Origin of the sequence: Parvibaculum sedimenti, from assembly GCF_009184905.1 — a bacterium.
GTDB lineage: Bacteria > Pseudomonadota > Alphaproteobacteria > Parvibaculales > Parvibaculaceae > Parvibaculum > Parvibaculum sedimenti.
Genome location: NZ_WESC01000006.1, coordinates 179,269 through 192,124, shown reverse-complemented (window position 1 = coordinate 192,124; position 12,856 = coordinate 179,269). Strand labels below are relative to the sequence as shown.

The 12,856-nt window shown below is 63.1% G+C and carries 10 protein-coding genes; 5 read left to right on the top strand and 5 right to left on the bottom strand.

Annotated features, from left to right (window positions below; translation table 11 throughout):
• Positions 1-34: 34 nt before the first annotated feature.
• Entirely contained in the window at positions 35-340 is a 306-nt protein-coding gene (locus F2P47_RS17925) for a hypothetical protein (protein WP_246176806.1), read from the bottom strand.
• Between F2P47_RS17925 and bcp the strand changes: the two genes are divergently transcribed.
• The 4 genes from bcp to F2P47_RS08365 all read left to right on the top strand — a co-directional run bounded on the left by bcp (position 303) and on the right by F2P47_RS08365 (position 3,875).
• On the top strand, positions 303-860 hold the full coding sequence (gene bcp, locus F2P47_RS08380) for a thioredoxin-dependent thiol peroxidase (protein ID WP_246176805.1): 558 nt from the start codon (positions 303-305) through the stop codon (positions 858-860). The two genes, F2P47_RS17925 and bcp, sit on opposite strands and share 38 nt — an antisense overlap.
• 19 nt (positions 861-879) lie before the next feature.
• On the top strand, positions 880-1,737 hold the full coding sequence (locus F2P47_RS08375; protein WP_152215896.1) for a ferritin-like domain-containing protein: 858 nt from the start codon (positions 880-882) through the stop codon (positions 1,735-1,737).
• Positions 1,738-1,912: 175 nt separating this feature from the next.
• Positions 1,913-3,307, top strand: a complete 1,395-nt coding sequence (locus F2P47_RS08370) for a peptidoglycan DD-metalloendopeptidase family protein (protein ID WP_152215895.1) — start codon at positions 1,913-1,915, stop codon at positions 3,305-3,307.
• Positions 3,285-3,875 carry a bactofilin family protein gene (locus tag F2P47_RS08365; RefSeq protein ID WP_152215894.1) on the top strand — a complete coding sequence of 197 codons (591 nt, stop codon included), beginning with the start codon at positions 3,285-3,287 and terminating at the stop codon, positions 3,873-3,875. Before F2P47_RS08370 ends, F2P47_RS08365 begins: the two co-directional genes overlap by 23 nt.
• Before the next feature lie 127 nt (positions 3,876-4,002).
• On the opposite strand, the gene prfB is transcribed toward F2P47_RS08365, so the two are convergent.
• The 4 genes from prfB to F2P47_RS17675 form a co-directional block, all read right to left on the bottom strand.
• Positions 4,003-5,134, bottom strand: a protein-coding gene (prfB, locus tag F2P47_RS08360) for a peptide chain release factor 2 (RefSeq protein WP_152215893.1) whose coding sequence is annotated in 2 segments (ribosomal slippage) — positions 4,003-5,064 and positions 5,066-5,134 — 1,131 coding nt in all. Because the reading frame shifts where the segments join, the coding sequence is not laid out codon by codon here.
• A gap of 85 nt (positions 5,135-5,219) precedes the next feature.
• A complete protein-coding gene (locus F2P47_RS08355; protein WP_152215892.1) occupies positions 5,220-7,703 on the bottom strand; it encodes a penicillin-binding protein 1A in 2,484 nt (827 codons plus the stop codon).
• A gap of 195 nt (positions 7,704-7,898) precedes the next feature.
• Positions 7,899-9,338: an N-acetylmuramoyl-L-alanine amidase gene (locus F2P47_RS08350; protein ID WP_185681024.1), complete on the bottom strand. Its 1,440-nt coding sequence runs from the start codon at positions 9,336-9,338 to the stop codon at positions 7,899-7,901.
• 706 nt (positions 9,339-10,044) lie between these two features.
• The gene (locus tag F2P47_RS17675; RefSeq protein ID WP_185681023.1) at positions 10,045-10,206 is read right to left on the bottom strand and encodes a hypothetical protein; all 162 of its coding nucleotides are present in this window, start codon (positions 10,204-10,206) and stop codon (positions 10,045-10,047) included.
• Here F2P47_RS17675 and F2P47_RS08345 point away from each other — a divergent pair.
• Positions 10,196-12,847, top strand: coding sequence for an Rne/Rng family ribonuclease (locus tag F2P47_RS08345; protein WP_152215890.1), 2,652 nt, complete (start codon positions 10,196-10,198; stop codon positions 12,845-12,847). The genes F2P47_RS17675 and F2P47_RS08345 overlap by 11 nt on opposite strands.
• Positions 12,848-12,856: the final 9 nt, after the last annotated feature.

Sequence of the window (12,856 nt, the reverse complement as noted above, 5' to 3'; positions counted from 1 at the left end):
GCGACGCCCGCATGACAAGTCCACATCCCGCAGTTTACGAGCCTGCGTTTTTAGCCCCAAATGTCGGCGGCAACAGGCGGCGGATGCCGCGTGGGCGATAGAGACATCCGACTGGAGGCGCGTTAATGGCAAAAGCGATTTCTGCTAAAAAGTCCGGCGTAACGACGAAGGTCAAAAAAGCGGCACCAAAAGCCAAGGCCCCCGCGGCTAAAAAGCCGACAGCCAAGGCGAAGGCAGCCGCCGCTGCAAAAACAGTCCCGGCGAAAAAAGCCGCGGCAAAGCCTGCGGCAAAAAAGCCTGCCGTGAAGAAAGCCGGACCTACCGCGAAACCGGCTGCCAAAGCCCCAGCCGCCAAACCCAAGGCCGCTCCGAAGGCAAAAGCCGCGACCGCTTCCACCCTGCCCGCCGTCGGCCGGAAGGCCCCCGCATTCTCCCTGCCCGCCGATGACGGCAGCACCATTTCGCTGTCGAGTCTCGCAGGCAAGAAGATCGTCCTCTACTTCTACCCCAAGGACGACACGCCGGGCTGCACGGTCGAGGCCATCGCCTTCTCGGCGCAGAAAGCGGCCTTCGAAGCGGCCAATGCCGTGGTCCTCGGCGTCTCGAAGGATTCCGTCAAGGCGCACTGCAAGTTCAGGGACAAGCACAACCTGACCGTCCGCCTTCTCTCCGACGAGACGGGTGAAATGCTGGAGGCCTATGGCGTCTGGGTCGAGAAGAGCCAGTATGGCCGCACCTATATGGGCATCGCCCGCACGACTTACCTGATCGACGAAAAAGGCGTCATCGCGAAGATCTGGCCGAAGGTGAAGGTCGATGGTCATGCCGACGACGTGCTCGCCGCCGTGAAGAGCCTCTAGGAAGCGGATCGAGACCGAGATGAGCGAAGCCCCGCCCGCACCCTTCATCGCCGAAGGGACTTCGTTCGCCCCACACTCGCTCGCTCAAGCCGCCCGCGCTGTGCTCGAATGTCCGGATGCGGACGAAAAAGCGCGCCTCGCGCATGAGGCCGCGAAGTGCTGGCGTAGAGGCGCTCTCACGCTTGCGCCGGGCGAGATGCCGGACAGGCCCAATCGCCCGGCGAAGCCTGAACTTCTGTCGCCCAACCAGATGCCGCGCCGCACCTTCAAAGGACCGCGCGGCCGCTTCGCCCTTCTCCATGCGCTCGCCCATATCGAGCTCAACGCGATCGACCTTGCCTTCGACATTGCGGGCCGCTTCACCGGGCGAACGGTCGGAGAGACGCAGCTTCCCCGCGCCTTCTTCGATGACTGGATCGCGGTCGGCGACGACGAGGCCCGCCACTTCGCGGCCATTCAGGCGCGCCTCCGTGCAATGGGTGGATGCTATGGAGACCTCCCGGCTCATGATGGCCTGTGGCAGGCCGCGGAAGAAACGCGCCACGACGCCCTGGCCCGCCTCGCCGTCGTGCCCCTCGTTCTCGAAGCGCGGGGCCTCGACGTAACGCCCCCCATGATCGAAAGGTTAATGGGCGCGGGCGACCATGACAGCGCCGACATATTGAGAATGATCTATCGCGAAGAACAGCAACATGTTGCGGCAGGCGCACGCTGGTTCAACTATTTGTGCGATGCGGGAAATCTCGACCCGCAGACCACGTTTCAAACCCTGGTACGCAAGCATTTCCGCGGATTGCTGAAGCCACCGTTCAATACCGATGCCCGCGACGCCGCAGGCCTTGAGCGGTCTTTCTACGAGCCCCTCGCTTCGCGCTGAAAATGCGCTTTTCTTTCCCGTCCCATTAAGCGACAGTATTTTCCTTCGTCGGGGGCGACGATCAGCGCTTCAATGGAATGTTAATCATACCGGTCGAGACTGCCGGCTGTGATGTAACCGTCACGTAAATCCATTGATATGCGCGCGGTTCGAAATTGTGTTGGGGGTATGGCGCATGAGGGGCGTGCACCATAAGCACTCTGGATACGGCGAAGCGTTGCGCAGGTTCCTGCGCCACCACTACGTCGAACGCCAGATTTATCTGCGCAGTCATGGGCAGGTTCAATTCATATCTCTGTCACCGTTCACGCAGGCCGTGTTCCTCGCGATCGCTTTCGTATTCTTCAGCTGGATCGCATTTTCCTCCGTCAACGTCGTCTTCAAGCAGCAGATCATCACCTCGAAAGAGCAACGCTACCTGAAGATGCAGAGCGCCTATGAAGAGCGCGTGGCGCAATTGCAGGCCGCCTATGACCAGCTCAACGGTCAGCTCGTCATTTCGCAGGAACGCTTCCTCGCCACCACGCGCGAGCTGGAAGACAGACACCGCCAGCTCACTGCGCTGATGAGCCAGAGCCAGTCCGCAAGCTCTGAACTGGAGAGCATGCGCCGCCGCTACGCCGCGACCGCGCGTCCCGCGAGCGCCGCTGCCCGCGCCAACACGATCCTGATGTCCGTCGACCACGACAGCGACCTTGCCGCTCTCGGGGCCGATCTCGGACAAACGACGACACGGCCCCAGCGGACGGCGGACGCCGAAACCTATGTCGTCGATGGAGCAGAAAATGGCGGCATCGACATTGCCTCGCTGGCTGCCGGCGACGATCAGAACGACACAGCGTCCCAGATTGACGCAAGGCTGACCCGGCTCGACCGCAACCAGCAGGGCCTCGTCAACTCGATCGAGGAAACCACCGACCGCAAGATCAAGGAACTCCGGTCGATCATTGCCATGACCGACGTCGCCGAGGTGAAGACGCTTTCCGGTGGCTCCTCCTCCCGGATGCCGGTCGCCGAAGGGGGGCCCTTTCTCGGTCTCGCCGAGGGCGAGGCGCTCGCGGACGGCGGCAAGGACAGCGCCTTCTCCAGACAGCTCCACAGGGTCAGCCAGAACCTCAACACAATGGCCGATCTGGAGAAATTCATTGCGAAAGTCCCTCTGGCCGAGCCGCTTGTCAGCTACCGCGAAACGAGCGGCTTTGGTCCACGCATAGACCCGTTCAACGGCAGAATGGCCTTCCATGCCGGCGAAGATCTGGCCACGGATTACGGCTCGACCGTATACGCCACGACTGCGGGAACCGTGACCTTTGCGGACTGGAGGGGCGCTTATGGCCGCATGATCGAGATCGATCTCGGCAATGGTTTCCGCACCCGCTACGGCCATCTCAGCCGTATCGACGTCAAGGTTGGCCAGAAAATTGCTTTCAGGGAGCCAATAGGCCGCGTGGGGTCCTCTGGCCGCAGCAGCGGACCGCATCTTCACTACGAAGTCTGGTTCGACGGAATAGTCCGTGATCCATCCAAATTCATCGAGGCAGGGCATTATGTTTTCGCGAAACAAGGCTAAGGATATCGAGAAGCCAGCCGCCCCGGTTGTGGCGCCGGCCCCAAGCGCGCCGCTGGTGAAGCGCACCGCCGCGCGCACGGTTCCTTCCATCATTTCGACGGACCTCGTGGTCCATGGCAACCTGACCGCCACGGGCGACATCCAGATCGACGGCACTGTCGAAGGCGACATCCGCAGCCAGTCGCTGACCATCGGCGAGAAGGCTTCAATCACCGGCGAAGTCGTCGCCGAGGACATCGTGATCCGTGGCCGCGTCGTGGGCACCATCCGCGGGCGCCGCGTCCAGCTTTCCTCGACCTGCCATGTCGAGGGCGACATCCTGCATGAAGCGCTGGCCGTCGAAACGGGTGCCTTCTTCGAAGGCAATTGCCGCCATTCCGACGATCCAATCGGTCAGGCTTCCGCGTCGCGTGCGCCCGCCGCGCCGCGCCCGAGCGCCGGCCCCGTGGCCGCGCCCCGCCCGGCTGCCGTGGCCCCCGCGCCGCGCCCTGCCGAGCCTGCCCAGGCCGCAAGCCCCGTGATCGTGGGTGACGGCGGCGTCGTCGTGAAGCGCCCCGCCGCGCAGTAAGCACCGCGAACAGACCTGCCGCGTCGAGAGATGACGGCGCGTAAAACGAAACAGCCGCCTCGACATCGAGGCGGCTGTTTTTATTCGGGGTGGCGGCAAACGTGCCGCGCGATCACGGGATGCAGGATCAGTCGATGTCCTCGACCGGTGCGTCGGCCCCGCCCTTCACGCGGGCAGCGAGAGCCGCAGCCATGAACTCGTCGAGATCACCATCGAGCACGCCGGAGGGCGTCGGGCTTTCGACGCCGGTGCGCAGGTCCTTCACCATCTGATAGGGCTGCAAGACGTAAGAGCGGATCTGGTGGCCCCAACCGATATCGGTTTTTCCCGCCGCTTCGGCCTGCGCCGCTGCCTCGCGCTTTTCCAGCTCGGCCTCATAGAGTCGCGCGCGCAGCATGTTCCAGGCCGTGGCGCGGTTCTTGTGCTGTGAGCGTTCGTTCTGGCAGGCGACGACAATGCCTGTCGGAACGTGGGTGATGCGCACGGCGCTGTCCGTCGTGTTGACGTGCTGGCCGCCCGCGCCCGACGAACGGTACGTGTCGATGCGGCAGTCGCTTTCGTTGACGTCGATGTTGATCGAGTCATCCACCACCGGATAGACCCAGACGCTCGAGAAGCTCGTATGGCGCCGCGCATTGGAGTCGTAAGGCGAGATGCGGACGAGGCGATGAACGCCCGACTCCGTCTTCAACCAGCCAAACGCGTTGTGCCCCTTCACCTGGATCGTCGCCGATTTGATGCCGGCCTCTTCGCCGTCATGCCGTTCGACCAGATCGACCTTGTAGCCCTTGCGCTCCGCCCAGCGCGTATACATGCGCAGAAGCATCTGGGCCCAGTCCTGGCTCTCCGTGCCGCCCGCGCCTGCATGGACCTCGAGGAAGGCGTCGTTGCCATCGGCCTCGCCGGAGAGAAGCGTTTCAATCTCGGCCTTGCGCGCATCTTCGCGCACGGCCTTGAGCGACGCCTCGGCTTCCTTGACGATGCCGTCGTCGCCCTCGGCCTCGCCGAGTTCGATCAGTTCGATATTGTCGTTGAGACCTGACTCGAGGCGCAGATAGGCGCCGATGGCCTCATCCAGCCGCGTGCGCTCCGCCATGAGAGAGCGGGCCTTGGTCGGATCGTTCCAGAGATTGGGATCTTCAGAGCGGGCGTTCAGTTCGTCGAGGCGCTTGCGGGCAGTATCCCAGTCAAAGATGCCTCCTCAGCAGTCCCAGGGACTGCTTGATTTCATCGGCTATCGCCTGGGTCTCGGTACGCATCGCTCTTGCTCTCCATCAAATCGGGAGCGGAAAATAGGCCGAACATATCCGGGTGTAAACCCGTGGCATGTGAAGCCGCTGAAACTCAATAGAGGCCGCCCGTTCCTGAATCGATCGCGCCGCCGCCCGAACTCGCGGGCGCGCCGAGCGTTCCGCCATCGGTGCCCGTTACCGGAGTTCCGGTGACGACATTCAGGGAGGAGTTCGATGACGCCTGAGGCTCCGTTCCTTCCTTGAATGCTTCAAGGATCACATCGGGATCGCTCGACGTGGCGAGCTGGCCCGTCTTGTGATCGACCTTCACGAGACTGATGCCGGGCGGAATGCGGAACGGGATGGCGGGTTCGCCGCCGATCTCTGCCTGCATGATGTCGCGGAAAACCGGCGCGGCGGTACGCCCGCCCGTTTCGGCGCGCCCCAGTGGGGCTGGCGTATCGTAGCCGACGAAGACGCCGACGACGAGATGGGGCGAATAGCCCATGAACCATGCGTCGCGCTCGTCGCTCGACGTGCCGGTCTTGCCCGCGAGCGGCACGCCCACGGCCTTGACGGCAGAGCCCGTACCACGTTGCACGACGCCCTCGAGCATCGACGTGATCTGATAGGCCGTCTGCGGGCTCTCGATCTGCTCCCGGTCGTCGGGCAGCTCCGGCGGCGCCTGGTTCGTCCAGTCGGCATTGCAATCGGGGCAAGGCCGATTGTCGGACTTGTAGATGGTGCGGCCCCAGCGGTCCTGTACGCGGTCGATGAGCGTCGGTTTCACCTTCTTGCCGCCATTATCAAAGGTCGAATAGGCCGCAGCGAGACGCATCAGGGTCGTCTCGCCCGCGCCGAGCGACATGGCGAGCACAGGTTGCATGTTGTCGATGACGCCGAAGCGGTGCGCGTATTCGGCGACCTTGTCCATGCCGATCGCCTGCGCGAGGCGGACCGTCATGACGTTGCGCGAATGCTCCAGACCGAAGCGAAGCGTCGAAGGTCCAAAGAAATCCTTTTCATAGTTCTCGGGCTTCCAGAGACCGAGGCCCGGCCCCTGATCCATGACGAAAGGCGCGTCGAGAACAAGGCTTGATGGCGTGAAACCACTGTCGAGCGCGGCCGCATAGACGAAGGGCTTGAAGGACGAGCCCGGCTGACGCAACGCCTGCGTCGCGCGATTGAACTCGCTCTGGTCGAAGCTGAAGCCGCCCTGCATGGCGAGCACGCGGCCCGTATGCGGGTCCATCGCGATCACCGAGCCGTTGACGGCAGGTACCTGGCGCAGCGCATAGGCGCCCGCGCCCTTCGCTGCCAGGCGTTCGACATAGATCACATCGCCGATGGCAAGCGCATCCGAAGGCTGTTTCAGGACGGGCCCAAGATAGACATCCTTGATCGACTTGCGCGCCCAGCTCATGTCGGCAAAGGCAATGGTGCCAGTCTTCACGTCAGTCGAGAACTTGCCGTTCGGCAGCTTCTCGGGCCGCAGGCCGATCTTCACCGCTGTCGGCGAGAGGTCGAGCACGACGCCCAGCGTCCAGGGCGCGAGATCTTCGGCGAATTTCTGCTTCTCCAGCGCTTCCTGCCAGTTCTCACCGGGCTTCAGGCTGGCGACCGGTCCGCGATAGCCGTGGCGCTGGTCGTAATCGACGAGACCCTTGCGCAGCGAGCGGCGGACGATCGCCTGGAGATGCGTATCGATGGTGGTGCGAACCGACAGTCCGCCCTCATAGAGCTTCTGCTCGCCGAACTGCGAATAGAGTTCGCGCCGCACTTCCTCGACGAAATAGGAGGCATCGACGAGCTGCACGCCCACCGGCCGCTGCACCGTCCTGAAGGGCTCCGCCTGGGCGGCCTTCGCATCTTCCGGCGTAACGAAACCGTCCTCTTCCATCCGGCCTATCACCCAGTTGCGGCGGGCGATGGCGCGATCGCGATGCGTATAGGGATTGTAGTTTTCAGGGCCCTTCGGCAGCGACGCGAGATAGGCAACCTCGGCGACCGAGAGCTGGTCGAGCGGCTTGTCGAAATAGTTCAGCGCCGCGGCGGCAATGCCGTAGCTGCCGGTCCCGAGATAGATTTCGTTCAGATAGAGTTCGAGAATCTTTTCTTTCGAATAGGCCTTTTCCATCCGTAGCGAGAGCAGGATTTCCGTGATCTTGCGCTGCGCGTTGCGGTCGCGCGTCAGAAGGAAGTTGCGCGCCACCTGCTGCGTGATGGTCGATGCCCCGACGAGGCGGCGGTCGTTCAGCACATTGAAGACGTTATCCACCATGGCACGCATGATGCCCATCGGATCGACGCCGCTATGCGTATAGAAATTCTTGTCTTCGGCGGCGAGGAAGGCCTGGATCACGCGCTTGGGGATCGCGCTGATCGGAACATATATGCGCCGCTCGCGGGCATACTCCGCAATGAGCTCGCCGTCGCCTGCATGAACGCGTGTCATCACCGGCGGCTCGTAATTGGCGAGCTTGGAATAGTCGGGCAGTTCGATATTCATCTGCCAGAGCACGTAACCGGCGACGAGAGCCACGCCCGCGACGGCGACCAGAAAGAGCGCGGATAAGACTTTGAGAACTCTCAACATCGGGCTCAGCTGCCCCCATCTTTCTCTATTGGTGCCGCCTAGGCATTAGACCGGCGGAAGGGCCAAAACCGCCGCCACACATAGCACGGTCCCATTACGGGAAACTACCCGCCAATCTCTGCCGCATAGTTAACCGGCGGCTTTGCCGGTCGTGGTCTAGGTCGCAATTGTGGCAGACTCGCGACGCGAGCGGGCCTAATTCGGCCCTTCGGCCAGCCTGTCGCCGAAATAGCGGTCCACCGCCCGCACGAAAGCATTGGAAACCGTCGTCCGCCATTTCGGCGAGGTCAGGCGCTTCTCTTCCGTGGCATTGGTGAGAAAACCGAGCTCAACCAGTACTGAAGGCACGTCCGGCGCCTTCAGCACGACAAAGCCCGCAAAGCGGTGTGTCGGCTCAAGGAGGTAGGTCGCCTTCCTCGCATAGTCCACGACGGATTTGGCGAAACGTACCGAATAGTTCTTGGTCTCGCGCTGGGCGAGATCGATCAGAATGCCCGTGACCTCCGGCGACTCGCCCTTGAAGTCGATCCCAGCGATTGCGTCGGACAGGTTTTCCTTACGCGCGAGCTCCGCCGCTTCCTTGTCCGAAGCCTTTTCGGAGAGCGTGTAGACCGACATGCCCTTCACATCGGACTTGGCGATCGAATCCGCGTGGATGGAGATGAAGAGGTCCGCCTTGTAGCGCCGCCCGATCTGCACCCGCTCGCGCAGCGGAATGAAGATGTCCTTGTCGCGCGTCAGGTGAACTTCATATCGCCCTGTCGCGCGCAGACGCTTCGCCAACTCCTTGGCGAAGGCCAGCACGACATCTTTTTCGACGACGCCGCTTCTCAAGCCATGCGTACCCGGATCGACGCCGCCATGTCCCGGATCGAGGACAATGATGCGGCGGCGTTCATGCCGCGCGGGCGGTGTCACGGGCACGACGGCGGACGAGGCTGGCGTCGGCGCCACAGATGCGGCGCTGCCCACCGCCCCCGTCGATGGAGCCGGACCGGACGAAACCGGCCCCAGATCGGCCCCCGGCCTTTCAGCCGTTTTGATGAAGCTCTCCCGGTCCGTCGCCGCGAGATCAATGACCACGCGCCGCCCGAAACCACCCTGCGGCTCCAGAATGAAATTGCGCGCAACCGACACAGGCCCGGTCGCGTCGATCACCACGCGGAAGCGCTCGTCCTGAAACTTGCCATAGCGATAGCCGGCAATGAGGCCCCGCCCCTTTCTGTCTACATCGGCAGGCAGGCTGGAGCGCAGCTTCGGAAAATCGATAATCACCCTGTAGGGGTCGGCAAGCGTGAAGACCCGATAGTTCACCGGCTCTGCGCCGCCGAGTTCGACGACAAAGCGCGTCTCCGCCCCGCGATCGCCGATGCGGATGCTGGAAATGGCCGCCCCGTTTCCCGGCGCGGGCGAATGCCCACCTTCGGCATCAAGCGCGGCGCGGTCGTCATCGGGGAGCGACGAGGCGGGAGCCGGCAGCGCCGCCTCATTGACGCCTTCGGGGCGACCGGATTGTGAGGAGGCCGCCGGGAGCGTTCCTAGAGCGCCCTTTTCGGCCTTGGCGGACCCGGCGGGCAGGCATCCGGCGAGAACAAGCGACAGAAGGACCAGCGCAGAAACGGGCGCCCTTGGCACCCTCCCTCTACCTGACCGCAGTGAAGCGGCCACCTGCCCACTATTCAACATAATATACAGCAACCGCCCGATACGCGGCCCGTTCCCTCGGCCGGGCTTATATCCCCGCCGATCATGAATCAGATACCGACCTAATCTATTCTGGCCAGAATACTTTATAAACCATTACCCGACCGGAAAACTTCACGATTTCTCAATGACTAGGCTGGTTAATGGAGTGTAGCGGCCGGGCCTTGGTACAGGCTGTGACAAATCTTGACTCAAGCACCGCCAAGCCATCGCTTGCCAAATCAGGACCGCGCAAAGTACAAGACAAAGGCTAGCCGGTTTGGCTTTCCCCTGGGGTGTCCGGTGCTTTCGATACCGGCTCCACCTGGTCCGATGAGCCTGGAGATACGGCGAACCTCTGCCCCCGTGACAAGAAGGCGGTGCGGCATTCTTGGGTTCGCCTTGCCTCAGGCTCCCTGGCAGACCACGACGCCAGACCGCCCGAGCGAGTTTGACGCTCGTCCCACCTCTCGCTTTCCACTGGAATCGAGACGGTCACGACGATTTCCGCCCGCCCCCGGCGCATAAGGGGGCACCGAAGGTTGAGATGCACGACGCAATCACGCAGATGGAAGACGCACAGGCCGGAAAGGTTCGCTTCACAAGCGAATTTACTGCGCCCCGTCTTGCTGCGCCGGCCGTGCTCGCCGCCTGCTCATCACAGTACAAAACCGGCCTTATCACCGCGCCCATGATCCATGTGGTTGCGGCCAGCCGGGTTCACACAATCGGCGCTCGCCCGCGCCCGCTCGGCCGCATGAATTTGCGCCTTGCTTTGCGTGGCGGCCAGCGCCCCGGAGATTTGCTCAATGGCAAACAAGATGCTTATCGACGCGACCCACCCCGAGGAAACTCGGGTTGTGGTCGTGAGCGGCCAACGTGTTGAAGAGTTCGATTTCGAGTCCGAGGCAAGAAAGCAGCTTCGCGGAAACATCTACCTCGCGAAAATCACGCGCGTAGAGCCTTCGCTGCAGGCGGCTTTTGTCGAATATGGCGGCAACCGTCACGGCTTCCTCGCCTTCAGCGAAATCCATCCCGACTACTACCAGATCCCTGTCGCGGATCGCGAAGCGCTGTTGAAGCATCAGGCAGCCGCCGCGCGCCGCGAGGCCGAGGAAGAAGATCACGACGGTGAGGGCGAGCAGCCCGCCGCCGAACAGGGCGAGGCCGTCGCTGCCGAAGCCAATAATTCCGAAACGCGCACCGTTGATGAGCATCACGACGATGCTCCGCATGGCGACGAGGAATCGGCCAATGCGCCGATCGAGCGCGGCGAGATGGAAACCGTCCATTCCGACGAGACGATCGAGTCGATCGGCGCCGGCGATGTGCTTGAGGAAGCGCAGGAAGAAGCCCAGCCCCGCAAGCAGCGCCACAACTTCCGCAACTACAAGATTCAGGAAGTCGTGAAGCGCCGTCAGATCATGCTGGTGCAGGTCGTCAAGGAGGAGCGCGGCAACAAGGGTGCGGCGCTCACCACGTTCCTTTCGCTCGCCGGCCGCTATTGCGTGCTCATGCCCAACACGGCGCGCGGCGGCGGCATCTCCCGCAAGATCACGCAGGCTGCGGACCGCAAGAAGCTGAAGTCGATCGCCGAGTCCCTCGATGTGCCGGAGGGCATGGGCCTCATCGTCCGCACGGCGGGCGCGAAGCGCACCAAGGCGGAGATCAAGCGCGACTACGAATATCTGCTCCGTATGTGGGAAAGCGTGCGCGAGCTGACGCTGCGCTCCACGGCCCCTGCCCTCGTCTATGAGGAAGGCAGCCTGATCAAGCGTTCGATCCGCGATCTCTACGACAAGGACATCGATGCCGTCTTCGTCGAAGGCGACGAAGGCTACAAGGAAGCCAAGAACTTCATGCGCATGCTCATGCCGAGCCATGCGAAGAATGTTCAGCAGTACAAGGAAAAGATTCCGCTTTTCCAGAAGTATCAGGTCGAGCAGCAGCTCGACTCGATGTTCAACCCGGTCGTGACGCTGAAGTCCGGCGGCTATGTCGTCATCAATCCGACGGAAGCCCTCGTCTCCATCGACGTCAACTCGGGCCGCTCGACGAAAGAGCGCAACATCGAGCAGACGGCGCTCAGGACCAATCTCGAAGCGGCGGAAGAAATCGCGCGCCAGATGCGTCTGCGCGACCTTGCGGGCCTCATCGTCATCGACTTCATCGACATGGACGAGAACCGCAACAACCGCGCGGTCGAGCGCAAGCTCAAGGATTGCCTGAAGACCGATCGCGCCCGCATTCAGGTGGGCCGCATCAGCCATTTCGGCCTGCTCGAAATGTCGCGCCAGCGCATGCGCTCCGGCGTGCTCGAAGGTTCGACCGTTCAGTGCCAGCATTGCCTCGGCACCGGCCTCGTCCGCTCTGTCGAGTCGATGGCGCTCCATGTGCTGCGCGGCGTCGAAGCCGAAGCCGCCAAGGGCCGCGCCGCCGCCTTCACGCTGAAGGTTCCGGTCGAGGTCGCCGTCTACATCCTCAACCAGAAGCGCGCCAACCTGCTCGACATCGAGGAGCGTTACGGCACCTCGGTCTATGTCGAGGCGGATGCGTCGCTGAAGGGTTCCGACCATCGCGTCGAACATGCCGAAGCCCGCGCCCTGACGCGGACGCGGCCCGCGATCGGCGCGATCAACATCGAAACGGCCTATACGGAAGAACCGGAGCCCGTTATCGAGGAGCCCGTCGTCGAGGAAGACGAAGAGGAAGAAGAAGAAGCCTCCGCCCAGCCACGAGAACGCCGTGGCGAGGAAGGCGATGAGGAAGGTCCGCGCCGCAAGCGTCGTCGTCGCAGGCGTCGTGGCGGTGGCCGTCGCGACGAGGAAGGCACTGAAGCCCAGGCCGGCCAACCCGCACAGGGCGAAGCTCGCGCCGAAGGTGAAGCGCCCGAAGGCGAAGAAGGCGACGAGGACGAAGACCAGGCCGAGGAAACTGCCGGCGCGGAAGCTGGCGACGAGGCTGGTGAGGCGGAGCGTCAGCGCAAGCGCAGGCGTCGTGGCCGCCGCGGCGGCCGCCGTAATCGCGGTCGCGAGGAAGGCGGCGCCGAGGGTGCAGCCGAAAGCGCCGAGGCTTCCGAGGCCAGCGAGCCCGCCGAGGAAGCGCCGATCCTGCTCTCCTATTCGCGCGATGATATCGTCCGCGAGGAAGCTGCGCATGTAGCGACCGAAGAAGTCGAACAGGCGGTAGCCGCGGCGGACCCGGTGCCGATGGAAATCGCCCGCGCCGAAGAAGCTCAGCCCGCGACCGAGAAGATGGAAGCGGCAACGCCGGTCGAGTACGCGGAAGCGCCGATCGTCGAGGAAATTCCGGTGGTCGAAGAAGCTGCTGTGATCGAAGAAGCGCAGCCGGTCGTCGAAACCTCCGCGCCCGCGGCCGAAACCAAAAAGGCCCCCGAGCCCGAAAAGCCGCAGGGCCCTGCCCGTCGGGGCTGGTGGCAGCGCCGCAGCTCTGCTGACTGATTGAAAATG

Coding starts and splice junctions, on each gene's coding strand:
- F2P47_RS08375 (WP_152215896.1), top strand. CDS start 880: ATGAGCGAAGCCCCGCCCGCACCCTTCATCGCCGAAGGGACTTCGTTC.
- F2P47_RS08355 (WP_152215892.1), bottom strand. CDS start 7,703: ATGTTGAGAGTTCTCAAAGTCTTATCCGCGCTCTTTCTGGTCGCCGTC.
- F2P47_RS08370 (WP_152215895.1), top strand. CDS start 1,913: ATGAGGGGCGTGCACCATAAGCACTCTGGATACGGCGAAGCGTTGCGC.
- F2P47_RS08365 (WP_152215894.1), top strand. CDS start 3,285: ATGTTTTCGCGAAACAAGGCTAAGGATATCGAGAAGCCAGCCGCCCCG.
- F2P47_RS08345 (WP_152215890.1), top strand. CDS start 10,196: ATGGCAAACAAGATGCTTATCGACGCGACCCACCCCGAGGAAACTCGG.